Origin of the sequence: Phyllobacterium sp., from assembly GCF_037994425.1 — a bacterium.
Taxonomy (GTDB): Bacteria; Pseudomonadota; Alphaproteobacteria; order Rhizobiales; family Rhizobiaceae; genus Phyllobacterium.
Map to the genome: position 1 here is coordinate 1 of NZ_JBBNAM010000051.1, position 26,525 is coordinate 26,525.

Consider the following 26,525-nt stretch of genomic DNA (forward strand, 5'->3'; position numbering starts at 1 on the left):
GGTTTTAAGGCCTATATCGCTTTTGAACAATTCTAAACTGACACGCGAGACTCGCCATGTTTATCCAGACTGAAGCAACGCCCAATCCGGCGACCTTGAAGTTCCTGCCTGGAAAGGTGGTTCTCGAGCAGGGAACCGCGGACTTCCGCGATGCAACGAGCGCCGGCGCGGCTTCTCAGCTTGCCGGCAAGATCTTTGCAATTCCCGGTGTGAGTGGTGTCTTCTTCGGCTACGACTTCGTTACGGTCACCAAGAGTGAAGGTCCGGAGTGGCAACATTTGAAGCCGGCCATCCTTGGCGCCATCATGGAGCATTTCATGTCGGGCGCTCCTATTATGGCAAGCGCGACGCAGGTTGCCGATGATGCCGAACGCGAGACCGAAGACGAGTTCTTCGATAGCGCCGATGCCGAGATCGTCGATACGATCAAGGAACTGCTCGAGACGCGTGTGCGCCCAGCCGTCGCCCAGGATGGCGGCGATATCACTTTCCGCGGCTATGAGAACGGCACCGTGTTCCTCAACATGCGCGGCGCTTGCTCCGGCTGCCCCTCGTCAACCGCGACGCTGAAGCATGGCATCCAGAATTTGCTGAAGCATTTCATACCGGAAGTCCAGCACGTCGAATCCGTTTGAGGCTTAGAGCCCGGATTGCGAAAAAAGGCCGCTTGAAGCGGCCTTTTTTGTTGGGCTCAGTTTACCGCTCCCGGCCCAGGAATCGCGCCGGCTGGACACTTGCCGAGAATGATCATCCCGAGCACTTCATCCTCGGTCACGTCGGTTACCTTTGCCGTGCCGACAACCTGACCGTTCTTCATCACCGCCACGCGGTCGGCAAGGTGGAAGACGTCATGAATGTCATGGCTGATGAGGAAAATGCCGATACCCTCGCTCTTCAGCTGTTTTATGAGTTCGCCGACCTGCGCCGTTTCCTGTGGCCCCAGCGCTGCCGTTGGTTCGTCCATGATGAGGATGCGGGCATTGAAGAGGATCGCGCGGGCAATCGCCACCGATTGCCGCTGACCACCGGAAAGCGCCTTTACCGGGTCCTTGAAGCGCTGGAAACGCGGATTGAGCCGGCCCATGACCTCGCGGGCGCTGTGCTCCATCGCCACGTCATCGAGCGTTCCCCACGGCGTCATCAATTCACGGCCGAGATAGAGATTGGCCGCAGTGTCGACATTATCGGCAAGCGCGAGCGTCTGATAGATCGTCTCGATGCCGTAGGCCTTGGCGTCGCGCGGATTGTTGATCGTGGCTTCCTCGCCGTTGACGCGTATCGTGCCGCTGTCGCGCTTGTATGCGCCGGAGAGGACCTTGATCAGCGTCGACTTGCCCGCGCCATTGTGGCCGAGCAGCGCCACCACTTCTCCGGGGAAGAGGTCAACTGAGGCGCCATCAACGGCGCGTATGCCGCCGAAGGCGATCGACACGTTTTCGATGTCGACGAGAGGGGTTTGTGTGCTTGTCATGGTCGTTTCTCCCTCAAGCGGTACGGCGGCGATAGATAGTGTCGAGCCAGACGGCCACGACGAGCACGATGCCGACGACGATGTTCTGAAGCGGCGTTTCGAGACCGAGCATAACCATGCCGGAGTTCAGCGACTGCATCAGCAGGGCACCGATCATTGCACCGGCAATTGTGCCGACGCCGCCAGCAAGCGACGTGCCGCCGATGACTGCGGCAGCGATCGTCATGAGCTCGTCGAGCGTGCCTTGCGCATTCGTCGCAGCGTTGAGACGCGCCGTCGAGATCGCGCCGGCAATGGCGCAGAGGATGCCCATGATGATGAAGATCTTCATCGTCACCCAGCGCGTATTGATGCCCGCCAGATCGGCCGCTTCTGGGTTGCCGCCCATGGCAAACACATAGCGTCCGAAGCGCGTGCGCGTTGTCACGAAGGTCATGACGATGCCGGTTGCGACTGCGATCAGGACAGGAATGGCGATGCCGTGCGGGATGAACAGACCGCCATCCGGGATGGTGATATTGTTGGCTTCAGCATATTTGCGCACGATGCCGATCGGCCAATAGTAGTGGTTGGCGATCGAGACGGCGCCAAGGACGAGAGCGCAGCCGACAGCCGCCATAAAGACCTCGGCCCAAACGGGACGGCGCGGAAAGTTGAAGCGCTTACGCTGGCGGCGGCTGTTGACGATCATACCAACAATGGCAAGGCAAGCGACGATCCCGACAACCCAGCTCCAGGTCGCGCCAATCGAGCCCTCTGGACCACCGCCCATGAGACGGAAGGTTGAGTCCATCGGCGCTACCGTACGTCCGGAGGTGACCCACCAGGCGGCACCGCGCCAGACGAGCAGACCGCCAAGCGTGACGATGAAGGCGGGTACGCCGAGAAAGGCGATGATGAAGCCCTGAAACCCACCGATGAGCGCGCCAACGAATATGCCGAGACCGAGCGCAATGATCCATGTGAAAGGCTGTTCGAAGCCGATCAGCTTCGGCAGGATTTCCGCCTGCGTCACACCCATGACCATGCCGACAAAACCGAGAACGGAGCCTACCGACAGATCGATATTGCGCGTGACAATGATGAGGACCATCCCGGTCGCCATGACGGCAATGGAAGACGTCTGAACCGAGAGATTCCAAAGATTGCGTGGTGTCAGGAACTGGCCATTGACAAGGCCGCCGGTGAGAAACTGCAAGGCAAGCCAGATGATGATAAGCGCCCCTATCATGCCGAGGAGGCGGGTATCGAGCTCGGTCGCCTTGAAGAACCTGGCTACGAGACCGAGTTCGGAAGCGCGAGCCCGGTCAAGACTGATGGCCGGATCACTCATATTATTCTCCCAGTTTCATTATCTTTTAAAACGCCGCCGATCCCATGGACCAGCGGCGCTCAATTTTAACAGAATTGTCAGTGTTTAGTTGCAGGCCGGTACGGAACCAGCCTTCACGCCTTGGCAGACGACGTCCTTCGTCACCCAGCCCGCATCGATGACAACGCCGAGATTGTCCTTGGTGACCGGAACCGGCGTCAGGAAGACGGCATTGACTTCAACCTTGTTGGCGCCGCCGGCAAACTTCTGGACGTTCGGGATTTCCTCCATCTTCTTGCCATCGGCAAGGGCGGAAGCAATTCCGGCAGCCTGCTTGCCGAGTTCGCGGGAGTCCTTCCAGATCGTGACGGTCTGCGTGCCGAGCGCAACGCGGTTGAGCGCTGCGAAATCCGCATCCTGGCCGGAAACTGGAACCGTACCGGCAAGGCCCTGCGCCTGGAGGGCCGCAATGGCGCCGCCTGCGGTACCGTCGTTGGCCGCAACCACGGCGTCGACCTTGTTGTCGTTGGCAGTGAGGAATTGTTCCATGTTCTTCTGGGCATTCGCGGGCAACCAGCCATCGGTATAGGCTTCGCCGACATTTTTGATCTTGCCCGAATCAATCGCTTCCTTCAGCACTTCCTGGGCGCCCGAGAAGAGGAAGTCGGCATTCGGATCAGCCGATGAGCCCTTGATAAAGACGTAGTTGCCTTCCGGTTTCACCGCGAAGACGCCGCGCGCCTGCATGCGCCCGACTTCCTTGTTGTCGAAGGTGATATAGAAGGCATCCTTGTTTTCGATCAGACGGTCGTAGCCGACGACCGGAATACCTTCGGCAACTGCCTTTTCCACCGCCGGGCCGATGGCGCTCGAATCCTGCGCGAGGATGATCAGTGCGTTGGCGCCCTGTGAGATCAGGCTTTCAACATCGGTAAGCTGCTTGGCAGCTGAAGATTGCGCATCGGCGGAAATGTACTTGTCGCCATTTGCCTCAAGCGCCTTCTTGATCGCCGCCTCGTCGGTCTTCCACCGCTCTTCCTGGAAATTCGACCAGGACACGCCGACGATCTTGTCTTTCGCCAGAACAGGCCCGGCAAAACTAACGGCAAGGACAGCAGCGCCCGCCAAAGCGGTTGCGTATTTCTTCATGATAACCCTCCCAGTGCGCGCAGCACGATGACTGATGGACGGGGCCCTATACCTCCGGCCCACGTCTAAACCTCTTTTATTTCGAGGCTCGAAAAAAATAGTGACTTAAAAGCATTTCCATGTCAACATGGAATTTGTTAGGCATAACCCATTGCAACGCAACAACATTTTTGCGATGCACAAAAAAGTGGTTATGGGGAGGAGTGAGGTTTGTTGATCGACGAGATCGCGCGTCCGGACGATGTCAGGCGCCAGAATCGAAGACTTGTGCTAACGGCTTTGCGCCGTTATGGCCTCCTGTCGCGCACCGAAATTGTTGCCCAGACCGGCCTCAGCCCATCGACGGTTTCAGCCATCACGACCTCGCTGATTTCGGAGGGAATCATCATCGAGGCCCGCGAGGGCGACCTCGGCTCCAATCGACGCGGACGCCCGCAAATCGCCCTCGCCCTCAATCCGGACGTCGCGAGCGTGGCGACAGTAGAACTCGCCCTCAATCTCGTCCACGCCGTACTCTACGACTATAAGGGGCAAGTGATCGCCGAAAAATCCCAACGCGTGCCGACACTGCAAATGCCAGCGGGATCACTGTTTCAATCGATCTTCGCCATGCTTGACGATCTGATCGGCGCGCGCCCTTCGGGCACCGGCCCGCTGACGCACATTTCCATGGGCGTGCAAGGCGTCACCGACGCGACGAGCGCAACAATGCTTTGGTCTCCCATAACGCCGGACCGGAACATTAATTTCGGCGGGGTCTTGTCGCAACGATACGGCGTATATGTCTCGGTTGCCAATGATTGCAACATGATAGCCGAGGCGCTGCGCTGGATCGATCCGGAGCACTATGCGGATGATTTCGCTACGATCCTCCTTTCGCACGGCATCGGCATGGGCCTTTACCTCAAGGGTAAGCCCTTTGTCGGCGCCCGCTCGTCGGCTGCTGAATTCGGGCATATGCTGCATTTAGCCAAAGGCGCTCTTTGTCGGTGCGGCCGGCACGGCTGCATCGAGGCCTATGCCAGCGACTATGCGATCTTGCGCACGATATCGGGCGAGGATGAATCCAACCAGCCGCCGCAGGACACGGATCCGTCGACGTTCGCCAAGGCCGCCAATCGCGCCCGAGCCTCCGAGGGCGTCGAGCGCGCCGCCTTTCGCACGGCTGGCCAGGCGATCGGTGCGGGCTTGCGCAGCCTGTTCTCCCTGATCGACCCTGTGCCGGTGGCATTGGTCGGACCCGGGGCTGGTGTTTTCGATCTCATGGAAGAGGAACTGCGTGAGGTCGTTTCCGGGCCATCCGGTTGGGGGGCGACCCAGGACCTCAGCATACGCTGTTATCCGGACGAACATCCGCTTATCGTACAGGGCTGCCTCATGACTTCCTTGCTTCACCTCGACACGCAAATCTTTGCGCCGGGTGACCTCAAGGAAATGCAACTGAAGCACGCTCTTTAGCCAACATCGCAAGGAAGGACGTCAGCATGTATCTCGGGCTCGACCTCGGCACATCCGGTGTCAAAGCACTTCTGATCGACGAGAACCAAAGAATCATTGGTTCGGGAACAGCAACTCTCGATGTATCGCGGCCGCATTCGGGCTGGTCGGAACAGGAACCGTCTCATTGGATCAAGGCGGCGGAAGATGCTGTTGCGGCGCTCAAGGCGGCCAACGCCAAGGAACTCTCTGCCGTCAAAGGCATCGGTCTGTCGGGGCAGATGCATGGCGCAACACTGCTTGACGCTGGCGATCACGTACTTCGTCCTTGCATCCTCTGGAACGATACGCGCAGCCACGAAGAAGCGGGGCAACTCGACAGCAACCCGAAATTCCGCAGCTTGAGTGGCAACATTGTCTTTCCCGGATTTACCGCGCCGAAGATCGTCTGGGTCAGGAACAACGAGCCCGACATATTCGCGAGGCTCGAGCGCGTGCTCCTGCCGAAGGATTATTTGCGGTTCTGGCTGACCGGCGAACATGTCTCCGAAATGTCCGACGCGGCCGGCACATCGTGGCTGGACGTCGGCAAGCGTGAATGGTCGCCTGATCTTCTCGCCGCAACCGGGCTCGACACGAGCTTCATGCCCTCACTTGTCGAGGGCACAGAGGTTTCCGGCGTCTTGAAGCCCGATGTCGCGGCGCGCTGGGGCATGGGCGACAATGTGGTGGTTGCAGGCGGTGCGGGCGACAACGCGGCCTCGGCATGTGGAATGGGGACCGTTGGCGAAGGCCATGCCTTCGTCTCGCTCGGCACGTCCGGCGTGCTTTTTGCTGCCAACCGGGCCTACCTTCCCAACCCCGAAAGCGCCGTTCACACATTCTGCCACGCGCTGCCGAACACCTGGCACCAGATGGGCGTGATCTTGTCGGCGACCGACGCGCTGAACTGGTATGCAGGGATTGTTTCGCGCAAGCCAGCCGAACTCACCGATGAGCTCGGCACTCAACTTCGCGCGCCGTCAGGCGTGACCTTCCTGCCCTACCTTTCCGGCGAACGTACTCCGCTCAACGACTCGGCGATACGCGGCTCGTTCCAGGGCCTTGAACACGCCAGCGATCGGGCGGCATTGACACAGGCCGTGCTCGAAGGCGTTGCCTTCGCGTTCCGCGATTGCCTCCACGCTCTCGCGGCCGCTGGCACCAGGCTCGAGCGTGTCACCGCCGTGGGTGGCGGATCGCGCTCGACCTATTGGCTGAGAACGATCGCCACGGCGCTTAAAATTCCCGTCGATGTCCCAGCCGACGGCGATTTTGGCGCGGCCTTCGGTGCAGCGCGCCTCGGTCTTATCGCTGCTGAAGGCGCCGATCCACTGGCAATTTGCGTCGCGCCCGCGACTGATTACACCGTCGAACCGGAAGCGAACCTGACCGATGCCTTCGACGCGGCCTATCATCGCTATCACAACCTCTATCCAGCACTTAAGGGAGTTCAGTCATGAGCAGCGGATTTTTCGGAGACACCAAACCAGTCAAGTATGAGGGGACGGACAGTAGCAATCCGCTTGCCTATCGCTTCTACAATCCCGAAGAGATCGTACTCGGCAAGCGCCTTGAAGACCATCTTCGCTTCGCCATCGCCTACTGGCACTCCTTCGTCTGGCCGGGCGGCGATCCGTTTGGAGGCCAGACCTTCGAACGCCCCTGGTTCAACGATACGATGGAAGGCGCAAAGCTGAAGGCCGATGTGGCGTTCGAGATGTTTTCTATTCTCGGCGCGCCCTATTTCTGCTTCCACGACGCAGACGTGCGCCCGGAAGGCGATACGATCAATGAAAGCAACCGCCGCCTGCATGACATCGCCGACTATTTCGCCGGCAAGATGGAAAAGACAGGCACGAAGCTCCTGTGGGGCACGGCCAACCTTTTCTCGAACCGCCGCTATATGTCCGGCGCTGCCACCAATCCTGATCCGGACGTCTTCGCCTATGCAGCGGCTACCGTCAAAACCTGTATTGACGTGACCCAGAAGCTCAAGGGCGAGAACTACGTACTCTGGGGCGGACGCGAGGGCTATGAAACGCTGCTCAACACCGACATGAAGCGCGAGCTCGATCAGATGGGCCGCTTCCTGAGCCTCGTCGTCGAATACAAGCACAAGATCGGCTTCAAGGGTACAATCCTGATCGAACCGAAGCCGCAGGAGCCAACCAAGCACCAGTACGACTACGATGCAGCAACGGTCTACGGCTTCCTGAAGCGGTTTGGCCTCGAGAACGAGGTGAAGGTCAACCTTGAACAAGGCCATGCCATTCTTGCCGGCCATTCGTTCGAACACGAGCTGGCAACGGCCGCTGCGCTCGGCATTTTCGGATCCATCGACATGAACCGCAACGATTATCAGTCGGGTTGGGATACGGATCAATTCCCCAACAACGTTCCAGAAATCGCGCTGGCGTACTACGAAGTGCTGAAGGCCGGCGGCTTTACGACCGGCGGTACCAACTTCGACGCCAAGCTGCGCCGCCAGTCCATCGACCCGCAGGACCTGCTCATCGCCCACATTGGCGGCATGGACACCTGCGCACGTGGACTCAAGGCCGCAGCGAAAATGATCGAGGACAAGACGCTGACCGGCTTCGTCGACGATCGCTATGCGGGATGGTCGAAACCCGATGCGCAAGCCATGCTTTCGGGCAAAGTATCGCTCGATGCCATCGCCAAGCGGGTTGAGGACGGGAATATCCAGCCGCAGCCGCGTTCCGGCCGTCAGGAATATCTGGAGAACATCGTCAACCGGTATGTTTGACGCGTTTGCTCGGAGGGGTGCACACCCCTCCCCTAGACGTGCTGGCCGCCATTGATATGAATTTCCGAGCCGGTGACGTAGGAAGACGCTTCCGTGCAGAGGAAATAGATCGTCTCGGCAACTTCAGACGTCTTGCCGAGACGGCGCAGCGGCAGATGTTCGACGAGCTTGTCGGTCCCAGGCGACAGGATCGCCGTATCGATCTCGCCCGGCGCAATCGCATTCACCCGGATACCGTGTGGACCAAAATCCGAAGCCATCTCGCGCGTCAGCGATGCAAGGGCGGCTTTCGACGTCGCATAGGCTGTCCCGGCGAAGGGATGGACGCGGCTGCCGGCGATCGAGGTCACATTGACCACGGAGCCCTGCGCAGCCTCCAGTTCCTTGAACAGGCCGCGCGCAAGCATGATCGGTGCGAAGAAATTGACCTGGAAAACCGTCATCCACGTCTGCATCGGCGTGACGATCGAATCGAGACGATCGCCGGCGCTGTTCTTCGGTGATATGCCGGCATTGTTGACGAGGGCGTTGAGCCCGCCGCCCTCAGCCGCGAGGCGACTGCGAATTTCCGCGACAGCGTGATCGACGTCGGCCGGATCGGCGAGGTCGACCTTGATGTGGTCATCCGGACCGGCAGGCCAGGGGCAATTCTCGGAAAAATCCTGGCGCGAACAGGTGATCACGCGCCAGCCGGCGCGCGAGAAGCGCTTAACCGTCGCGTGACCGATACCGCGGCTTGCTCCGGTCAGGACTAGGACCTTGCGTGGCTCATCATTGGACATGGCAATACTCCGTTGCATCAGCCTTAGAGCAAGATAGGTCTAAATTCGAGGCTTATCATGTCGCAGCGATTGATCTGGTCCGGCCAAGCAAATATCTTGGCGCCAAATCAGGGGGGAAGCATGAACGGATATGTTTTGGCCATCGACCAAGGCACGACCTCAAGTCGCGCCATTGTCTTCGATCAGAATCGCCATGTCGTCGGCAAGAGCCAGCAGGAATTTACCCAGATCTACCCGCAATCCGGCTGGGTCGAGCATGATCCCGACGAAATCTGGCAGTCCGTGCTCAGTACATGCGAAATCGCCATCGAGAATGCCAAGATTCAGGCCGGCGATGTGGCCGCCATAGGCATCACCAACCAGCGTGAGACAGTCGTCGTCTGGGACAGGGCGACCGGCAAGCCGATCCACAACGCCATTGTCTGGCAGGACCGCCGCACGGCATCGCTGTGCCAGAAGCTGAAGAAGCAGGGCCTCGAGAAAACGTTCACACGGAAAACGGGGCTCCTTCTCGACCCTTATTTCTCGGGCACCAAGCTTGCCTGGCTCCTCGACAAGGTACCTGGCGCACGCAAACGTGCGGCAAATGGGGAACTTTTGTTTGGGACGATCGATAGTTTTCTCATCTGGCGCCTCACGGGCGGCAAGGTGCACGCCACCGATGCCACCAACGCGTCGCGTACCCTGCTCTTCAACATCGCCACCAATGAATGGGATGACGAGCTTCTTGAGATATTGCGTATTCCCCGCGCCATGCTGCCGGAGGTAAAGGACTGCGCCGCCAATTACGGAGCGGCCGAAGCCTCCCTGCTCGGTGCGGCGATACCCATCCTCGGCGTAGCTGGTGATCAGCATGCCGCAACCATCGGCCAGGCGTGCTTTGAACCGGGCATGTTCAAATCCACTTACGGCACCGGCTGTTTCGCGCTGCTCAACACTGGCAGCGACATGGTCCTGTCGAAGAATCGCCTGTTGACGACGATCGCCTACCGGCTGAATGGCAAGACCACCTATGCGCTCGAAGGCTCCATCTTCATTGCCGGTGCCGCAGTCCAGTGGCTCCGCGACGGCCTCAAGATCATCGGATCGGCGCCGGAGACGGGTAAGCTCGCCGACCACGCCGATCCAAGCCAGAATGTTTATCTTGTGCCGGCCTTCGTCGGCCTCGGCGCGCCGCATTGGGATGCGGAAGCGCGCGGCGCGATCTATGGCCTCACGCGCAATACCGGCCCTGCCGAATTTGCCCGCGCCGCGCTCGAATCGGTTGCGTATCAGACACGCGACCTTCTTGAGGCCATGCGAAAGGACTGGAAGTCCTCAGACAAGAAGACGGTGCTTCGGGTCGATGGAGGCATGGTTGCATCCGACTGGACGATGCAGCGGTTGGCAGACATCCTCGATGCGCCCGTAGACCGGCCAGCGATCCTTGAGACGACCGCGCTCGGGGCCGCGTGGCTCGCCGGTTCCAAAGCCGGAATCTGGCCGAACCGCCGCGATTTCGCCAAGACCTGGGAGCGAGAGACGCAGTTCATCCCAAAGATGGATGACAAGACCCGCAACGCGAAGATTGCCGGATGGAAAACGGCCGTAAAGCGGACGTTAAGCCAGTAAATCCACAGTCATGCCGCATATGCGTGGAGCCAACCATGCATGGCTATCAATTGCCCATGATCAGGTCGAACAGGGTCGTCTTGCGACCCTTGCCGCCGCCGACACTGCCCGGAGGCACCGGGTGGGTCGACCCGGTTTGGTCGCCAAGATCGGCAGGGGGAATGGGCCCTACCGGATCGAGCTGGGCCGAGGGCACGCCCTCGGCGGCAGGCACGCTGTCGCCAGACCCGGGAAGAATGTCGTTGCCCTCGATAACCTGCTGATGAAGCTGATAATCGCCAGGCAACTGTGCAACCGGGACGCCCTTGTGGGCGGCGACCATGAAATCCTTCCAGGCGATGGCCGGCAGGGAACCCCCGGTGATCTTCTTCGTCGGCCTGCCGTCATCATTGCCGAACCACACGCCGGTCGTCAGGTTCGACGTATAGCCGATGAACCACGCATCACGGAAATTCTGGCTGGTGCCGGTCTTGCCAGCGGCTGGCCAGCCGAACTTCGCCTTGGTGGCCGTGCCGCTTTCAACCGTCTGGCGCAGCATTGCGTTCATCATGCCGACATTGCGCGCGTCGATAACCCGATCCGGCTGCGGGCGCTTGAATTCATAGAGCACCTTGCCTTCATTGGTCGTTACACGGCGGATGATGTGAATCGGCGCCTTGTACCCGCCATTGGCAAAAGGCACGAAGGAATCCGTGAGTTCGAGGAGGGTCACTTCCGATGTGCCGAGCGCGAGCGAGGCATTGGCCGTAAGGTTCGACTCGATGCCAAGCCGATGTGCCGTCGAAACAACCGTGCTCGGCCCGACTTCCATGACGAGTTGCGCTGAAACCGAGTTCAATGAACGCGCCAGAGCTTCGGCGAGGGTGACCTTACCGAAATACTTGCCGTTGAAGTTCCCAGGCGTCCAGTTGCCGATGCGGATCGGCGCATCATTGCGCACCGATTCCGGCGTGAATCCCTGTTCCAATGCCGAAAGGTAGACGAAGGGCTTGAAGGCGGAACCGGGTTGTCGCTTGGCCTCGCTGGCGCGATCAAACTGGCTGTTGGCGTAGTCGTAACCGCCGATCAGGGCGCGCACCGCGCCCGTGCCGTCGATCGACACCATGGCGCCCTGCGAAACGTTGAGTTTCTCGCCGTTCTTGCTGATGAGATCGCGAATGGATGCTTCGCCCAGCTTCTGCAGGCCGAGATCGACGGTCGTGTCGACAATGACATCGCTGCGAACATCGCCAATGAGCCCGGGTAGTTCCTCCATCACGCGGTCGGCCACGTATTGCTCCGAGCCGCTCCAGTAGGACGCAGCCCGCGTTGCCGGCTGCTTCATGGCGAAGTTCAGTTCCTTGTCGCCAATCATGCCCTGCTCGCGCATGGCGCCGAGGACGAGCTGCGCCCGTTCGCTGGCGGCCTTGGGATCGCGCGCGGGAGAGAGCCGCGACGGCGCCTTGAGGAGCCCGGCAATGAGCGCGGCCTCGGACAGCGTAACTTCCTTGGCGGATTTGTTGAAATAGCGCCGGGATGCGGCCGCAACGCCATAGGAGCCGGACCCGAGGTAGACCCGGTTGAGATACATTTCGAGGATCTGGTCCTTGGTGTATTTGCGCTCAAGCCAAAGGGCCAGAAGCACTTCCTGTACCTTCCGCTCGATCGTGCGTTCCGGCGTCAGGAACAGGTTCTTGGCAAGCTGCTGCGTGATGGTTGAGCCACCCTGCACGAGCCGGCCCGAAATGACATTGGTTGCCATGGCACGGGCAAAGCCAATCGGATCGACGCCGAAATGCGAATAAAACCGCCGATCCTCGATGGCGACCACCGCTTCAGGAAGATAGGGCGACATATCATGCAGCCTGATGGCTTCGCCGCCGGAGGCACCACGATTGGCGATGAGATCGCCTTCGACCGAAACGATTTTTACGTTTGGCGGGCGGTCAGGGATTGCCCAGGTCGTCGTCTGCGGCATCTTCGCGGCAAAATAGATGACTGTTCCGGCAAGGGCGATACCACCCCAGAGGCATAGAACCAGCGACCAGTAAACCAGGCGCCGTACGAGGCCGGTGAAGCCGCCGCCGCTGCTCCCACGGCGCGTCTTTCGCCGCTTGGATGCGGCTGGTTTGCGCGTCGTCTTGCGTTTCGCCACTGGCCTGTCCTCCGGATCTGCGCGCAAATCTTCGCCCGAACGGCGATCCGAACCAAAGCGCGGTTCGATACGTTGCTTGCCCGTGTCGCGTGCCATGAATGAGTAGTCTCGCCCCGATGCGTTTGGAAGAATGATCCCGCGACCCGTTGCAGGGTAAATGCGGCGATTTAAGGTGCGGTTAAATTGTGTGTGATGCAGGAAAATCGGACGCATTGCGCAATTGAGAAAGCTCCAGGGCATGGTTAGGGTCTACGAAACAGCATCATTGGAGCGTACCATGCGTTTTGTTATCCTCGCAGGCCTGAGCATCGCCCTGAGCGCTTGCGGCGGCGGCGCCATCGAGCGGCTCAATCCGAAGCCGGCATCGGAGGCGCAGTACCGCCTTGGCGGATGCCAGCTTCGTGGACATGGTGTGTGCAAGGACATTCCGGAGTTCGCCGGCGAGCCTTCCGCCACTACTCCGGTGCCCAACTAAGAACCCCACAAAATGTGGCTACGGATTTCCAAATAATGCCACGCGTAAAATATTATCTTACGGCCCTTGAAAAGGTTTGAGCCCGGTTCTATTTTAATTCTTGCGTAACGAGTGGTTCTCCTCCCATTTTTCGCTCGTTGCGTGTTCCCCTCTGGACGCATTAGCGTTCACAATTCGCCGGGCTTTTAGCCCGGCTCTTTTGTTTCTGGACCAGGTGCTTATCGCCTGAAATCTATTTTGCATTTTTCATTTTCATATATGTAGGGAGCGTTGGCTTGGGGAAAAACGTCATGAATATCGCTGAAGAAACGCGTGTCGACTGGGTCGATATTGCCAAAGGCATTTGTATTATCTTTGTCGTCATGATGCATTCGGTGCTTGGCGTCGAGAATGAAGCAGGGGCACGCGGCTGGATGCATGCGGTCGTCGCCTTTGCGCAGCCGTTCCGCATGCCGGACTTCTTCATGATTTCGGGCTTGTTCCTCGGCCTGGTCATCGATCGGCCTTGGCTGCGGTACGCAGACCGAAAAATCGTGCATTTCGCCTATTTCTACGTGCTCTGGCTGACGATCCAGTTTCTGTTCAAGGTGCCGGGAATCGTTGCGGAAAGCGGCGTTGACGGTGCGATTTCGGCCTATCTCCTTTCCTTCATCCAGCCCTTCGGAACATTGTGGTTCATCTATCTCCTGCCGGTATTCTTCGTTGTCACCCGCCTCATCAGGAATGTAAACGTCTGGCTTGTGCTCCTCCTCGCTGCAGCGCTTGAAACGCTACCGATCCACACCGGCTGGCTGGTGATCGACGAATTCTGCAGCCGGTATGTCTATTTCTTCGCCGGATATGCCTTTGCGCCAGTCATCTTCCGCTTTGCTGGCTGGCTTCGGGAGCGGCCGGCGACTGCCCTTGCCATTCTTGGCATCTGGGCCCTCATCAATGGCTGGCTGGTCTTCCACCCGGCGGTCGAACCATTCGCCGCCTGGATCCCCCAAGAGTCCTATACGTCGGGAGGTCTCGGTGGCTGGAGCAGCGTGCCGTTGATTTCGCTCGCCGCCGGATTTGCCGGCGCACTCGCTATCGTTTCGGTATCGGCGCTGATAGCGGGATCACTTGCCCGGCAGAGCTGGATCGTCAGGCCACTGCGCTGGTTGGGTGCCCATTCGATTGTCGTCTATCTGGCCTTCTTCCTGCCGATGGCGATCGCCCGCACCATCCTCTTAAAGCTCGGCATCATCACTGATATCGGCACGATCTCGCTGCTGACGGTGATCAGCGGGGTCATCGGCCCGGTTATCCTTTACGGGCTGATTCAGTGGAGCGGCTATGGACAGTTCCTGTTCAAGCGGCCGCAATGGGCCCATATCGACCGGGCTCCCGCCCCAAGACAGGCGCTCGCCTCAGCCGAATAAGCAACTCGCCGTCTAGCTGTGGGCGAAAATATCCTGCTCTTCCCAACCCATGAGGTCGAGCTTGGCGCGTGTCGGCAGGAATTCGAAGCAAGCCGCCGCCTCTTCGGCACGGCCGTCACGCACGAGGCGCTGTTGCAGGATCGTCCGTACCCGGTGCAGGTAGAGGACATCGGAGGCGGCGTATTCCAATTGTGCCTGCGACAGCTCCGAAGCCGCCCAATCGGAAGATTGTTGCTGCTTCGATAGATTGACTTCGAGCAATTCGCTGCAAAGGTCCTTCAGCCCGTGGCGGTCGGTATAGGTACGCGACAGGCGTGAGGCGATCTTGGTGCAGTAGACCGGCTTCGGCATCACGCCAAAGCTGTGAAACAACACCGCAAGATCGAAGCGGCCGTAGTGGAAGATCTTGGTGATGGCGTTGTCGCCGAGAATCTTGACGAGATTGGGTGCCGTCTTTTGCCCCCTATCGATCTGAATGACATCCGCTGAACCATCGCCCGGCGATATCTGGACGACGCAAAGCCGGTCACGATGCGGATTGAGGCCCAGCGTCTCCGTGTCAATGGCGACCGCATCGACCTGATAGCGGCTGAGGTCGGGCAGGTCGTTGCGGTGGAAGCGAATCGTCATCTTCATATCTCTTTCAATTACCGTGCAAGTGCGTCAAGGATGCGCGCCCAGGAGCGTTGTCCCTTGTGGAACGAGTTCAGCTCATACTTCTCGTTTGGCGAGTGGATGCGGTCATCTTCAAGGCCGTAACCGACGAGCAGTGAATCCATGCCGAGCATGCGCTGGAAATCGCCGACGATCGGGATCGAGCCACCCATGGCGATGAGCACCGCCGGCTTCGGCCACTCGTCGCTCAGGGCATTCTTGGCTTTCGTCAGTAGTGGGGATTCGTAGGCAAGCTGGATCGCTGGCGAACCGCCATGTTCGTGAAATTCCACCGAACAGTCCGCTGGTATTCTCGCACGGACAAAGGCACGGAAGGCTTCGCGAACCTTGGCCGGATCCTGCTTGTGAACCAGGCGGAACGAGACCTTGGCTGAGGCTTCCGCCGCGATCACGGTCTTGAAGCCCGCGCCGGTATAGCCCCCGGTAATGCCGTTGATTTCGGCGGTCGGACGCGCCCAGACCAGTTCTAGGATAGAGCGGCCCTTCTCGCCTGATGGCATGGAGAGACCGACAGGGCCAAGGAAGCTCTCCGGCGTTGTGCCGAGCCCTTCCCACATCTGCAGGATCTGTGTCGGCGTCTCCTCCACACCGTCATAGAAACCTGGAATCGTGATCGCCCCATTCTCGTCGTGCAGATCAGCCAGCGCCCTGGCGAGGATATGAATCGGATTGGCTGCGACCCCTCCGAACATGCCGGAATGAAGGTCGCGGTCGGCGGCTTTGACCGTGATGTTTTCGCCGACAAGGCCACGCAGGCCCACCGATATCGCCGGCGTTTCCGCATTCCACATGCTGGTATCGCAGACAAGAGCGAAGTCGGCCTTCAGTTCATCCTTGTGCGCGTTCAGGAAGGGTTTCAGTGACGGCGAACCCGACTCTTCCTCGCCTTCGAACAGGATCGTTACCTTCACAGGGAGTTCGCCGTGCACCTGCTTATAGGCGCGGCAAGCCTCGACGAAAGTCATGAGCTGACCCTTGTCGTCGGAAGTGCCGCGGCCGGTCAGAATTTTGCGGCCATTGCCCGCATCCTTGATTGCCGGAGCAAAGGGATCATTTTCCCAAAGTTCGAGGGGATCCACGGGTTGCACGTCGTAGTGGCCGTAAAACAGTACATGGGGCGCATCGGCGCTGCGGCCATCATGGTGCGCCACAACCATCGGATGTCCGGGAGTATCGCGGAGACTCGCGTCGAAACCGATGGATTTGAGATCGGCGACGAGCCACTCGGCGGCCCTGCGGCACTCAGCACTGTATGCCGGATCCGTCGAGATCGACTTGATCCGCAACAACTCGAAAAGTCGCTCCAAGCTTTTGTCGAGATGGTCGTCAAGCGCGTTCAAAACGGGTTCGAGAGCTGGCATGGCATTTCCTGATTATCTGTGGACCGAGACTCGTGAAGGGAGTTCTTATTAGCGCATTTTATGGACCGGGGCACAAAAATTTGGCTTGTCCGAAAGCCCAAAAGAAATGGCCGCCGTGGCGGGGGGACCACAGGCGACCAGATCACTACACTCATTTGCGGTCAACCCTGGAGAGGGGGGATGGGGTTGGCCCGCAGTCCGGAGTCAGGCGGGGGACGAGCCTTTAGTCCGGACATCGATCTAACGTCGACACCCTGGATTTGGGAGGCAAACCGTGGCAATTCAAGGGCACAGAAGATTACATCTTTGTAACAAACGTGTGATGGATCCGTGAGCTGTTTTTCGAGCCTGGCCAAGTGCGATGATGTGCGCGCCCATGATCGCACTTCTGTCAGGATACGTCAGTTGGCAGCGATCTTTCGTTGAAAGAAATCTCCACGTCATTCCATTTTCCAGGATCATCATTTAATCCTATCGCCCATGAAAAAAGGTGATCATCTCTTCCTCGTCGACGGTTCCGGGTACATCTTCCGGGCCTATCACGCTCTCCCGCCCCTGACGCGCAAATCGGACGGCCTTCCCGTTGGAGCGGTCTCGGGTTTCTGCAACATGCTGTGGAAGCTGTTGCGCGAGGCACGAGATACATCCGTACGGGACACGCCGACGCACTTTGCCGTCATCTTCGATTATTCGTCGCACACGTTTCGCAAAGAGATTTACCCGGAATACAAGGCCAATCGTTCGGCCCCACCTGAAGACCTCATTCCACAATTCGGCCTGATCCGCCAAGCGACGAAGGCCTTCAACCTGCCCTGCATCGAAATGAACGGCTACGAGGCCGACGATCTGATCGCAACCTATGCGCGCATGGCCGAAGAAGCCGGCGCGGAAGTCACCATCATTTCGTCCGACAAGGATTTGATGCAGCTCGTGACGCCGAATGTGTCGATGTACGACAGCATGAAAGATAAGCAGATCGGCATACCGGACGTCATCGAAAAGTGGGGCGTGCCGCCGGAAAAGATGATCGACCTGCAGGCGCTGACCGGCGATTCCACCGACAACGTGCCGGGTATCCCTGGCATTGGCCCGAAGACGGCTGCGCAACTCCTTGAGGAGTTCGGCGATCTTGATACGCTGCTGGAACGCGCGGCCGAGATCAAGCAGCAGAAGCGGCGGGAAAATATCATCGAACATGCCGAGCAGGCGCGCATCTCCCGCAAACTCGTTACGCTGAAGAAGGATACGCCTGTCGAGGTCGGGCTCGAAGAATTCGGACTCGAGCCGCAGGATGGCAAGAAATTGATCGCCTTCCTGAAGGCGATGGAGTTCAACGCGCTGACACGGCGCGCCGCTGAGGCCACCGGCGTAGACGCTGGCGAGATCGCGCCTGAGCGATTGAAGATCGAGGCGGTTGCCGAGGCCCATGGTCCGGACCTCGATGTCGAGCCCGCGAAGTACGAGCCGGCGGGGAACAAGGTACCGGAAGCGACCGCATCGCCCACGGCGCGATCCAGTAACAGCAATTTTACCGCGACGCCCGCCGATCTTGTCAAATCGCGCACCGACGAGGCACTTGCGGCCCGTTTCGACCGCACCGCCTATGTCACGATCCGTGATGTCGCGACATTAGATGTCTGGATCGACGAGGCGATGGCGTCCGGTATCATCGCTTTCGATACGGAGACCAATTCGCCCGATCCGATGCAGGCCGATGTCGTCGGGATTTCATTGGCGACGCGCCCGGGCCGCGCCGCCTATATTCCAATCAACCACAAATCCGGGGACGGGGATTTGCTGGGCGGGGGTTTGGTCGAGCGGCAGATACCCGGGCAGGAAGTGTTTCTCCGTCTGAAACCGCTGCTCGAGGACCGTTCGGTGCTCAAGATCGCGCACGGCATGAAATATGAATGGCTGATCATGCATCGGCACGGCATCGACCTTCATCCGCTAGACGATACGATGCTCATTTCCTACGTGCTCGACGCCGGCGAAGGCAGCCACTCGATGGACGCCCTCTGCGATCGCTGGCTCGGCCACAAGCCGATGGCCTACAAGGAACTGATTGGCTCTGGTAAGTCGTCGGTAACATTCGACAAGGTCGCTATCGAGCGCGCTACGGAATATGCGGGCGAAGATGCTGACGTCACGCTGCGGCTATGGCGCCTGTTGAAGCCACGGCTGGCCGATGCCAGTGTCGCCTCGGTTTACGAGCGGCTGGAGCGGCCGCTCATCCCCGTACTTGCCCGCATGGAGGAGCGCGGCATCTCCGTCGATCGACAAATTCTTTCCCGTCTTTCCGGCGATTTTGCCCAAACAGCGGCCGCAATCGAAGACGAGATCTACAAGCTCGCCGGCGAGAGGATCAATATCGGCTCACCCAAGCAGATGGGCGATATTCTCTTCGGCAAGATGGGCTTGCCCGGCGGCACGAAGACCAAGACCGGCCAATGGTCGACCACTGCTCAATTGTTGGAAGAACTTGCCGCGGAAGGGCATGAACTGCCGCGCAAGATCGTCGACTGGCGCCAACTGACGAAACTCAAATCCACCTACACCGATGCACTCCCTGGATATATCAATCCGCGCACCAAGCGCGTCCACACATCCTATGCCCTCGCGGCGACATCAACGGGCCGTCTTTCCTCATCGGAGCCGAATCTGCAGAATATTCCGGTGCGCACGGCGGAGGGACGCAAGATCCGTACGGCATTCATTGCTGAACCCGGAAACAAGCTGATCTCCGCCGATTACAGCCAGATCGAACTGCGCGTTCTCGCGCATGTCGCCGAGATTCCGCAGCTCACAAAGGCATTTGCCGACGGCATCGACATTCACGCGATGACTGCGTCGGAAATGTTCGGCGTTCCAGTCAAGGATATGCCGGCGGAAGTTCGCCGCCGCGCCAAGGCGATCAATTTCGGCATCATTTACGGCATTTCAGCCTTTGGGCTTGCCAATCAGTTGTCGATCCCGCGCGAGGAAGCGGGCCAATATATCCGCACCTATTTCGAGCGGTTCCCCGGCATCAAGGACTATATGGAATCGACCAAGGCCTTCGCCCGCCAGCACGGCTATGTCGAGACGATCTTCGGACGCCGCGCACATTATCCGGAAATCAGGTCCTCCAACCCCCAGCACCGCGCTTTCAATGAAAGGGCCGCCATCAATGCACCTATCCAGGGTTCAGCCGCCGACATCATCCGCCGCGCCATGGTGCGGATGGAATCAGCTCTGGACGAGGCGAAGCTCTCGGCACGCATGCTGCTGCAAGTGCATGACGAACTGATTTTTGAAACAGCCGAGGGTGAGGTGGAGGCGACGATCCCCGTCATTCGCGACGTGATGGAGAACGCAGCGATGCCCGCAGTTTCCCTATCCGTACCGCTCAAGGTGGACGCGCGCGCTGCCCACAATTGGGACGAAGCCCACTAGGACGTTCCCGGGCAGAGGGCTCTAGAGCGCGTCGAGCACTCTTCTCTGGGCATGCATTTCGAGAAAGATGCGATAGTCGCGGTCGAAGCGTTTGCGCGCGTCGGCATTCGGCTGGCGTGCGCGGCCGCCTTGTTTCATCGCCAGGCAAGCTGACGGGAGATCGGGATAGAGGCCGGCTGCCCTCGCCGCAACCATGGCGGTACCAAGCAGCACTGCATCTTCCGCGGCGGATGTCACGACGGTGCACCCGGTGGCGTCTGCATATAGTTCCATGAGCAGCGGATTCTTGATGTGGCCGCCGGTGACATGCATCGTGTCAATGGCATAGCCCTTGTCGTTCAGCGCATCGAGAATGTGCCTGACGCCGAGGGCGATTGCGACGCAGGTGCGCCAGTATAGCCGGCAAAGACTGTCGAATGAGGTGTCGAGCGTCAGGCCGCTGATGACACCGACGGCATGGGGATCTGCGAGCGGGGAGCGATTGCCGTGAAAATCCGGGAGGACATGCAGCCGGCCGGCCAAGTCGAGACCTTCGCTGGCACGCAGTTCCATGACACGGTCGGTGATCTTCTTGTGAAGTGCCGAATTCGGCTCGCCAACCGCACCATGCCAGCGAATTATATGGTCGAGCAGGGCGCCGGCGACCGATTGTCCGCCCTCGCTCAGCCAGCAATCCGGCAATGCGACGCCGAAATAGGGTCCCCATCCGCCACTGAAGGATATAGGCTCCGGCGATAGCGCCATGACACAGCTGGAAGTCCCGGCGATGAGCGCAAGGTGGCGGTCGATCTGCGATAGATCACCGGCGAATCCGGCAAGCACGCCCAGCGCCCCGGCATAGGCGTCGATAAGCCCGGCCCCGACATGACATGCCGTTGTTAGTCCAAGCGCGCCGGCAGCTTCCGGCGTCAATGCACCGACATCGGTTCCGACCGGACTTGCGCGCTTCGGCAGGTTACCGCGCTCGATCATGTCAGGGATGCCCAACGTCTCGAAGAAGTCCGGCTGCCAACCGAGTTCCTCATGCGCAAGATAGGCCCATTTACAGGTCAGGGTACATTGGGAGCGGGCAAGAAACCCTGTCGCTCTCCAGGTCAAATAGTCGGCAAGATCGAAAAAGTAGCCAGCTCTGTTCCAGGTTTCCGGCAAATGCCGCTTCAGCCACATCAGCTTCGGCGTCTGCATCTCCGGCGACATGACACCTCCAAGATAATCCAGCACCTTGTGGCGGCTCGCGGTACATTCATCAGCCTCTTCGAGCGCCCTGTGGTCGAGCCAAACGATCGTGTCCCAACGATTTTGGCCAGACGTTGACACGGTGAGTGGCGCGCCCTCCATGTCGCGGACCACAAGCGAACAGGTCGCGTCGAAGCTGATCCCCACTATGTCGGATGGGCTCACCCTTGATTGTGAAACAGCGCCCTGGACCGCGATGCAGACGGATTTCCAGATGTCCTCTGAATCGTGCTCGGCATGGTCGCCCATCGGCCGGTTCATCAGGATCGGATGTTCCACACGCCCGAGCAGATTGCCATTTGCGTCAAGAATACCCGCGCGGGCGCTTCCGGTACCAACATCGACCGCACAGGCGAATTTCGGCATCAACGAACTTTCGGTGTGGCTTCCTGCGAGGCGAGCAAGCCGGGCAATTGCAACATGTCGTTGAATATACGGTCTGGGTTGAGAGACGCAAGTGCCGCCTCCAGCCGTCCGCCGCGGGAATGCGTGCCACCGGTAAAGGCGAAGACACGCATGCCAGCTCGTTTTGCGGCTTCGATGCCAGCGGGACTGTCTTCCACCACCACGCAGTCCTCAGGATCTGCCTTCATCGTCTTGGCCGCGAAGAGGAAAAGGTCGGGGGCAGGCTTGCCATGCTTTACCATGGTGGCGCTGAATATATGCGGGTCAAGAAGGTCGATGAGTCCAGTCAGTTGAAGCGAAAGACGGATACGATCGGGCTGGCTCGACGAGGCGACGCAGCGCGGTATGTCGAGCGCTCGCAACGTTTCGGCTATCCCGGGGATTGGTTTGAGGTCGCGTTTGAAACGGGCGAAGAGATTTGCCCGCATCTCGTCGAGATCGGCATCGCTTGCGGCAAAGCCATAGTCTTCATGGAGGATCTTGCTTATGGTCGTCATGCTGCGCCCGAGGAAGCGGTCATAGGCATCTTCCTCGGACAGGGTCGTGCCGCTCTTGGCGATCATGTCAAGCAGGACCGCAATCGAAATTGGCTCGCTGTCGACGAGCACGCCATCGCAGTCGAAAATGACAAGAGCGGGTTTGGCCATCTCAGAGCTTGCCGGCAAGATAGAGCTGCAGCGTTTCGCGCGTACCCTTGTTCCAGAGGGTGCGAAGATGGCGCGTGAATGTTTCGACGAATACCGGCGTCGTCCCGACCTCTCCGAATATATCGCTCATAGCCAGGAACTCTTTCGGATCGTCCTTTGCCTTGAGCGCCTCGACTTTGAGCCTGTCGGCACTTGCATCGAGGTAGTTCGTTGGCTTACCAGTGTCAGTCGTCCCCGCGCAGAAGCGGCACCACAATGCCGAGACCAGCGCAAGGCCGGTTATGCTCTTGCCTGTCTTCAAGCGGTCAGCGGTGGTCGGCAGGATGAACTTCGGCTGGCGGTTGGAGCCATCCTGGCAAAGCCGCTGGATCGTGTCGCCGATCTTGGGATTGGAAAAGCGCCTGACGATCAGGTCGAAATAATCATCGAAAGGCATACCCGGCACCGGCGGCAGGACCGGAATGATTTCCTCCCGCTCCAGCTTGGTCAGGAAATCGCGGATGAGCGGTTCCTCCATTGCTTCGTGGACGAAATGAATGTCCATCAACGCCGCCGGATAAGCGATCGCCGCATGGCCGCCGTTGAGAATGCGGATCTTCATGAGCTCATAGGGCGCGACGTCTTTGACGAAGGTGACGCCGACTTTTTCGAGCGCCGGGCGTCCGGTCGGGAAGTGATCTTCGAGCACCCATTGCTTAAAGGGTTCGCAAAAGACTGGCCAATTGTCCTCGACGCCGAAATCTGTCGCCAGCATCTGGCGCTCGCGATCGGTCGTCGCCGGGGTGATGCGATCGACCATGCTGTTCGGGAAGGCGACATTGTCCTTTACCCACTGCGCCAGGCTCGGATCGATGAGCGCCGCGAGACCGCTCACCGCGTCGCTGGTCACATGTCCGTTGCCGGGAATGTTATCGCAGGACATGACCGTAAAGGGCTTTGTGCCCTCATCCCGGCGGCGCATCAGCCCGGCAAGAATAAGGCCGAAGATCGTTTTCGGGCTCTTGATGTTAGCCGCGTCCGCGACAATGGCTGGATACTTCGGATTGAAAACGCCAGACGCCGGATCGATAAAGTAGCCGCCCTCGGTAATGGTCATCGACACGATGCGGATGGCCGGGTCTGCGAGGCGTGAAATCGTCGCCTCCGTGTCAGCCGGTTTCAGATAATCGATCATCGAAGACGTCACGTGCGCAATACGGTGTCCGCTGTCCTGTTCGACGACTGTCGTCAGCCAATCCTGATCGGCAAGCTTTTGTCGCATCGCCTCGTCTGAGGGAAGAACACCCGCTCCGACGATCGCCCATTCATGATCGGATCCCGCATTGAACAATTCGTCGAGATAGACCGCTTGATGCGCACGATGGAAATTGCCTATGCCGAAATGGACGATGCCGGCCTTGAGGTCAGCCTGATCGTAGCTCGGAACGCCGACAGACTTCGGCAGTTGCTTGAGCGCGCTTTGCGAGAGTTTGACAGTCATCGGGCATAACCCCTTTTCTTGCGTAATTTGAGCCGGCATCGGGGCCGGGAGTCTCAGCTCATCCAGTTGCCGCCATCGACGTTGTAGGTTTGAGCAACGATGTAATCGCTTTCACTGCTGGCGAGGAAAATCGCCATGCCTTTTAGATCGTCAGCGGTGCCCATGCGCCCGTATGGCACCGCTTCGCCGACGAGGCGCTTCTTCTCGCCGCGCGGCCGGTTCTCGTACTTGGCAAACAATGCGTCCACGCCATCCCAGTGCTCGCCATCGACAACACCGGGGGCTATCGCGTTTACGTTGATGCCATGCTCGATAAGGTTGAGCCCCGCCGACTGGGTAAGGCTGATGACCGCCGCTTTCGTCGCGCAATAGATCGCTACCAGCGGCTCGCCGCGTCGCCCGGCCTGGCTCGCCATGTTGATGATCTTGCCGCCTTTGCCGCGCGCAATCATCACCTTCGCGACAGCCTGCAACGTGAACAAGGTGCCGGCGAAATTGACCGCAAACAGCTTGTCATAGCTTTCGCGCGTAATGTCGACGATGGGAGCAAGATCGAAGAGCGCCGCGTTGTTGACGAGCACGTCGATACCGCCGAACTTGTCGACGGTTTCCTTGACGGCCGCGTCGATCGATGTCTGGTCCGTGACGTCGAGGCGAACCGCGTAGGCGCCGTCGCCAAGTTCATTCGCCGTCGCCTGGGCGCGTTCCAGATTGATGTCGGCAATCACCACATGGGCTGCACCTTCGCGTAAATAAGCCTCAGCAAATGTACGGCCGATGCCGCGGGCCGACCCGGTGATGAATGCTGTCTTGCCTGCAAGTCTGTTCATTTCGTGTTGCTCTTGGTTACTGGATGGCTTGTCCGTTCGCGTCAAAACGATGCACGCGGCGCTCCTCTGGCGTGATGTAGACCTTCTGCCCCTGCTCGACCGGGAAATCGCCGTCGGTCCGCACCGTGATCTTGCCGATCCCATCTGACTGGACATGAATTAACGTGTCGGAGCCAAGATGCTCGGTGACGCCGACCGTACCCGGCCATGCGCCTTCCGTTGTCGAGATGCGCAGGTGTTCGGGGCGTATGCCGATTGTCACCGCCTTGTACTTGGCCACCTCTGCGCCTTCGATGAAATTCATGCGCGGCGAGCCGATGAATCCGGCAACGAAGAGGTTACGCGGGCTTCTATAAAGGTCGAGCGGCGAACCAACCTGCTCGATCCGCCCGGCGTTGAGCACGACGATCTTGTCGGCCATGGTCATGGCCTCGATCTGATCGTGGGTCACATAGATCATCGTCGTCTTCAACTGATGATGCAGGTCGCTGATTTCGAGACGCATGTTACCGCGCAGCGCCGCGTCCAGGTTTGAAAGCGGTTCGTCGAACAGGAATGCCTTGGGCTGGCGCACGATCGCCCGGCCGATGGCGACGCGCTGGCGTTGGCCTCCGGAGAGTTGGCCCGGCCTGCGATCGAGATAATTGGTAAGGTTGAGAATATTGGCTGCATCCTTGACCTTCTTGTCGATCGCGGCCTTGTCCTGCCCGTCCATCTTGAGCGGGAAAGCAATGTTCCCATAGACGCTCATATGCGGGTAAAGCGCGTAGGACTGGAACACCATCGAAAGCCCGCGCTTGGCTGGCGCTTCACTCGACATATCCTTGCCGTCGATGACGATGCGCCCGCCACTCAAGTCTTCGAGGCCGGCGATCATGCGCAGCAGCGTCGATTTTCCGCAGCCTGAAGGACCGACGAAGACGACGAACTCTCCATCGTTGATGTCAAGGTCGATTTCCGGAATGACCGATGTCGTCCCAAACGACTTCGATACTTTTTGCAGTGTAATGCTTCCCATTATGTCCTCCCTGAAATCTTACTTCACCGCGCCGAAGGTCAGGCCGCGTACCAGTTGCTTTTGCGAGAACCAGCCCATGATCAGTATGGGGGCGATCGCCATTGTGGATGCGGCTGACAGCTTGGCCCAGAACAAGCCTTCCGGACTCGAGTAGGATGCGATGAAAGCGGTGAGCGGCGCAGCATTCGCAGCGGACAGATTGAGCGTCCAGAATGCTTCGTTCCATGCGAGGATAATATTGAGGAGCATGGTCGAGGCGATTCCCGGCACCGCCATCGGCGTCAGCACATAAACGATCTCCTTCAGCAGCGATGCACCGTCCATGCGAGCTGCTTCGAGTATCTCACCGGGTATTTCCTTGAAATATGTATAGAGCATCCAGACGATGATCGGCAGATTGATCATGGTCAGGACAGCGACTAGTCCAAGCCTCGTATCGAGCAGGCCCCAATCGCGAAAGATCAAGTAAAGCGGCACCAGCACGCCGACCGGAGGCATCATCTTGGTGGACAGCATCCACATCAGGACGTCCTTGGTGCGCTTTGTCGGCGAAAAGGCCATTGCCCAGGCAGCAGGTATCGCCAGCGCGAGGCCGATCAGTGTTGAGCCGACAGAAATCACGATCGAATTGGTGACATGCTTCATATAGTCGGAGCGAGCTTGCACCTCGTGATAATTCTCAAGGGTCCAGTCGAAGAACAGAAATTGTGGCGGGGTCGCTACGGCGGCGCCCTCTGTCTTGAAGCTTGTGAGAAACGTCCACAGGATCGGGAAAAAGATCAGCAGACCGAACCCCCAGCCAAGGATCGAATACGTCAGCTTGCGACGTGTCGAGATTGCTCTAGCCATGAT

21 protein-coding genes are annotated in these 26,525 nt (G+C 59.2%); 8 read left to right on the top strand and 13 right to left on the bottom strand.

The genetic code is table 11. The features are described 5' to 3' along the window. The first annotated feature begins 56 nt into the window (after window positions 1-56). Window positions 57-635, top strand: coding sequence for a NifU family protein (locus AAAB35_RS03165; RefSeq protein WP_340666779.1), 579 nt, complete (start codon window positions 57-59; stop codon window positions 633-635). Between the two features lie 56 nt (window positions 636-691). Here AAAB35_RS03165 and AAAB35_RS03170 read toward each other — a convergent pair whose 3' ends face one another. The 3 genes from AAAB35_RS03170 to xylF all read right to left on the bottom strand — a co-directional run bounded on the left by AAAB35_RS03170 (window position 692) and on the right by xylF (window position 3,932). Further along, window positions 692-1,471 (bottom strand): ATP-binding cassette domain-containing protein, encoded by a 780-nt coding sequence (locus AAAB35_RS03170; RefSeq protein ID WP_340666780.1) that lies wholly within the window; start codon window positions 1,469-1,471, stop codon window positions 692-694. A gap of 13 nt (window positions 1,472-1,484) precedes the next feature. Further along, window positions 1,485-2,804: a sugar ABC transporter permease gene (locus AAAB35_RS03175; protein ID WP_340666781.1), complete on the bottom strand. Its 1,320-nt coding sequence runs from the start codon at window positions 2,802-2,804 to the stop codon at window positions 1,485-1,487. Between the two features lie 84 nt (window positions 2,805-2,888). Beyond that, entirely contained in the window at window positions 2,889-3,932 is a 1,044-nt protein-coding gene (gene xylF, locus AAAB35_RS03180; protein ID WP_340666782.1) for a D-xylose ABC transporter substrate-binding protein, read from the bottom strand. A 213-nt stretch (window positions 3,933-4,145) separates the two neighbouring features. Here xylF and AAAB35_RS03185 point away from each other — a divergent pair, with 213 nt between their 5' ends. The 3 genes from AAAB35_RS03185 to xylA are packed head-to-tail and all read left to right on the top strand — an operon-like array spanning window position 4,146 to window position 8,178. Next, window positions 4,146-5,390: an ROK family transcriptional regulator gene (locus AAAB35_RS03185; protein ID WP_340666783.1), complete on the top strand. Its 1,245-nt coding sequence runs from the start codon at window positions 4,146-4,148 to the stop codon at window positions 5,388-5,390. 26 nt (window positions 5,391-5,416) lie between these two features. Continuing rightward, a complete protein-coding gene (gene xylB, locus AAAB35_RS03190; protein ID WP_340666784.1) occupies window positions 5,417-6,871 on the top strand; it encodes a xylulokinase in 1,455 nt (484 codons plus the stop codon). Then, the gene (xylA, locus tag AAAB35_RS03195) at window positions 6,868-8,178 is read left to right on the top strand and encodes a xylose isomerase (RefSeq protein ID WP_340666785.1); all 1,311 of its coding nucleotides are present in this window, start codon (window positions 6,868-6,870) and stop codon (window positions 8,176-8,178) included. Before xylB ends, xylA begins: the two co-directional genes overlap by 4 nt. 32 nt (window positions 8,179-8,210) lie before the next feature. Here xylA and AAAB35_RS03200 read toward each other — a convergent pair whose 3' ends face one another. Further along, entirely contained in the window at window positions 8,211-8,960 is a 750-nt protein-coding gene (locus tag AAAB35_RS03200; protein ID WP_340666786.1) for an SDR family oxidoreductase, read from the bottom strand. Between the two features lie 120 nt (window positions 8,961-9,080). Here AAAB35_RS03200 and glpK point away from each other — a divergent pair, with 120 nt between their 5' ends. Next, entirely contained in the window at window positions 9,081-10,571 is a 1,491-nt protein-coding gene (glpK, locus tag AAAB35_RS03205; protein WP_340666787.1) for a glycerol kinase GlpK, read from the top strand. 46 nt (window positions 10,572-10,617) lie between these two features. On the opposite strand, the gene AAAB35_RS03210 is transcribed toward glpK, so the two are convergent. Next, on the bottom strand, window positions 10,618-12,801 hold the full coding sequence (locus AAAB35_RS03210) for a transglycosylase domain-containing protein (RefSeq protein ID WP_340666788.1): 2,184 nt from the start codon (window positions 12,799-12,801) through the stop codon (window positions 10,618-10,620). A gap of 181 nt (window positions 12,802-12,982) precedes the next feature. Between AAAB35_RS03210 and AAAB35_RS03215 the strand changes: the two genes are divergently transcribed. Both AAAB35_RS03215 and AAAB35_RS03220 read left to right on the top strand, forming a co-directional pair. Then, window positions 12,983-13,180, top strand: a complete 198-nt coding sequence (locus AAAB35_RS03215; RefSeq protein ID WP_340666789.1) for a hypothetical protein — start codon at window positions 12,983-12,985, stop codon at window positions 13,178-13,180. 290 nt (window positions 13,181-13,470) lie between these two features. Continuing rightward, window positions 13,471-14,586 carry an acyltransferase family protein gene (locus tag AAAB35_RS03220; protein ID WP_340666790.1) on the top strand — a complete coding sequence of 372 codons (1,116 nt, stop codon included), beginning with the start codon at window positions 13,471-13,473 and terminating at the stop codon, window positions 14,584-14,586. 12 nt (window positions 14,587-14,598) lie between these two features. Here AAAB35_RS03220 and AAAB35_RS03225 read toward each other — a convergent pair whose 3' ends face one another. Then, a complete protein-coding gene (locus AAAB35_RS03225; protein WP_340666791.1) occupies window positions 14,599-15,216 on the bottom strand; it encodes a ribonuclease D in 618 nt (205 codons plus the stop codon). A 17-nt stretch (window positions 15,217-15,233) separates the two neighbouring features. Next, the gene (locus AAAB35_RS03230; protein WP_340666792.1) at window positions 15,234-16,622 is read right to left on the bottom strand and encodes a M20/M25/M40 family metallo-hydrolase; all 1,389 of its coding nucleotides are present in this window, start codon (window positions 16,620-16,622) and stop codon (window positions 15,234-15,236) included. 480 nt (window positions 16,623-17,102) lie between these two features. On the opposite strand from AAAB35_RS03230, the gene polA reads away from it, so the two are divergent. Then, window positions 17,103-20,057 (top strand): DNA polymerase I, encoded by a 2,955-nt coding sequence (gene polA, locus AAAB35_RS03235; RefSeq protein WP_340666793.1) that lies wholly within the window; start codon window positions 17,103-17,105, stop codon window positions 20,055-20,057. Between the two features lie 21 nt (window positions 20,058-20,078). Here polA and AAAB35_RS03240 read toward each other — a convergent pair whose 3' ends face one another. The 6 genes from AAAB35_RS03240 to AAAB35_RS03265 are packed head-to-tail and all read right to left on the bottom strand — an operon-like array spanning window position 20,079 to window position 26,522. Beyond that, a complete protein-coding gene (locus tag AAAB35_RS03240) occupies window positions 20,079-21,659 on the bottom strand; it encodes an FGGY-family carbohydrate kinase (RefSeq protein ID WP_340666794.1) in 1,581 nt (526 codons plus the stop codon). Continuing rightward, window positions 21,659-22,345: an HAD family hydrolase gene (locus AAAB35_RS03245; RefSeq protein WP_340666795.1), complete on the bottom strand. Its 687-nt coding sequence runs from the start codon at window positions 22,343-22,345 to the stop codon at window positions 21,659-21,661. Before AAAB35_RS03245 ends, AAAB35_RS03240 begins: the two co-directional genes overlap by 1 nt. 1 nt (window position 22,346) lies before the next feature. After that, a complete protein-coding gene (locus AAAB35_RS03250; RefSeq protein WP_340666796.1) occupies window positions 22,347-23,825 on the bottom strand; it encodes a mannitol dehydrogenase family protein in 1,479 nt (492 codons plus the stop codon). Window positions 23,826-23,878: 53 nt separating this feature from the next. Beyond that, the gene (locus AAAB35_RS03255) at window positions 23,879-24,655 is read right to left on the bottom strand and encodes an L-iditol 2-dehydrogenase (RefSeq protein WP_340666797.1); all 777 of its coding nucleotides are present in this window, start codon (window positions 24,653-24,655) and stop codon (window positions 23,879-23,881) included. 16 nt (window positions 24,656-24,671) lie between these two features. Next, complete coding sequence (locus AAAB35_RS03260) at window positions 24,672-25,673, bottom strand: ABC transporter ATP-binding protein (protein ID WP_340666798.1); 1,002 nt, start codon at window positions 25,671-25,673, stop codon at window positions 24,672-24,674. 18 nt (window positions 25,674-25,691) lie between these two features. After that, entirely contained in the window at window positions 25,692-26,522 is an 831-nt protein-coding gene (locus AAAB35_RS03265; RefSeq protein ID WP_340666799.1) for a carbohydrate ABC transporter permease, read from the bottom strand. Window positions 26,523-26,525 lie beyond the last annotated feature (3 nt).

Excerpts from the sequence above, each read along its gene's own strand:
- polA (WP_340666793.1), top strand. The coding sequence starts at position 17,103 with ATGAAAAAAGGTGATCATCTCTTCCTCGTCGACGGTTCCGGGTACATC.
- AAAB35_RS03175 (WP_340666781.1), bottom strand. The coding sequence starts at position 2,804 with ATGAGTGATCCGGCCATCAGTCTTGACCGGGCTCGCGCTTCCGAACTC.
- AAAB35_RS03260 (WP_340666798.1), bottom strand. The coding sequence starts at position 25,673 with ATGGGAAGCATTACACTGCAAAAAGTATCGAAGTCGTTTGGGACGACA.
- xylA (WP_340666785.1), top strand. The coding sequence starts at position 6,868 with ATGAGCAGCGGATTTTTCGGAGACACCAAACCAGTCAAGTATGAGGGG.
- AAAB35_RS03240 (WP_340666794.1), bottom strand. The coding sequence starts at position 21,659 with ATGCCGAAATTCGCCTGTGCGGTCGATGTTGGTACCGGAAGCGCCCGC.
- AAAB35_RS03210 (WP_340666788.1), bottom strand. The coding sequence starts at position 12,801 with ATGGCACGCGACACGGGCAAGCAACGTATCGAACCGCGCTTTGGTTCG.
- xylF (WP_340666782.1), bottom strand. The coding sequence starts at position 3,932 with ATGAAGAAATACGCAACCGCTTTGGCGGGCGCTGCTGTCCTTGCCGTT.
- AAAB35_RS03220 (WP_340666790.1), top strand. The coding sequence starts at position 13,471 with ATGAATATCGCTGAAGAAACGCGTGTCGACTGGGTCGATATTGCCAAA.
- AAAB35_RS03165 (WP_340666779.1), top strand. The coding sequence starts at position 57 with ATGTTTATCCAGACTGAAGCAACGCCCAATCCGGCGACCTTGAAGTTC.
- AAAB35_RS03230 (WP_340666792.1), bottom strand. The coding sequence starts at position 16,622 with ATGCCAGCTCTCGAACCCGTTTTGAACGCGCTTGACGACCATCTCGAC.
- AAAB35_RS03250 (WP_340666796.1), bottom strand. The coding sequence starts at position 23,825 with ATGACTGTCAAACTCTCGCAAAGCGCGCTCAAGCAACTGCCGAAGTCT.
- AAAB35_RS03200 (WP_340666786.1), bottom strand. The coding sequence starts at position 8,960 with ATGTCCAATGATGAGCCACGCAAGGTCCTAGTCCTGACCGGAGCAAGC.
- AAAB35_RS03245 (WP_340666795.1), bottom strand. The coding sequence starts at position 22,345 with ATGGCCAAACCCGCTCTTGTCATTTTCGACTGCGATGGCGTGCTCGTC.
- AAAB35_RS03170 (WP_340666780.1), bottom strand. The coding sequence starts at position 1,471 with ATGACAAGCACACAAACCCCTCTCGTCGACATCGAAAACGTGTCGATC.
- glpK (WP_340666787.1), top strand. The coding sequence starts at position 9,081 with ATGAACGGATATGTTTTGGCCATCGACCAAGGCACGACCTCAAGTCGC.
- AAAB35_RS03215 (WP_340666789.1), top strand. The coding sequence starts at position 12,983 with ATGCGTTTTGTTATCCTCGCAGGCCTGAGCATCGCCCTGAGCGCTTGC.
- AAAB35_RS03225 (WP_340666791.1), bottom strand. The coding sequence starts at position 15,216 with ATGACGATTCGCTTCCACCGCAACGACCTGCCCGACCTCAGCCGCTAT.
- AAAB35_RS03255 (WP_340666797.1), bottom strand. The coding sequence starts at position 24,655 with ATGAACAGACTTGCAGGCAAGACAGCATTCATCACCGGGTCGGCCCGC.
- xylB (WP_340666784.1), top strand. The coding sequence starts at position 5,417 with ATGTATCTCGGGCTCGACCTCGGCACATCCGGTGTCAAAGCACTTCTG.
- AAAB35_RS03265 (WP_340666799.1), bottom strand. The coding sequence starts at position 26,522 with ATGGCTAGAGCAATCTCGACACGTCGCAAGCTGACGTATTCGATCCTT.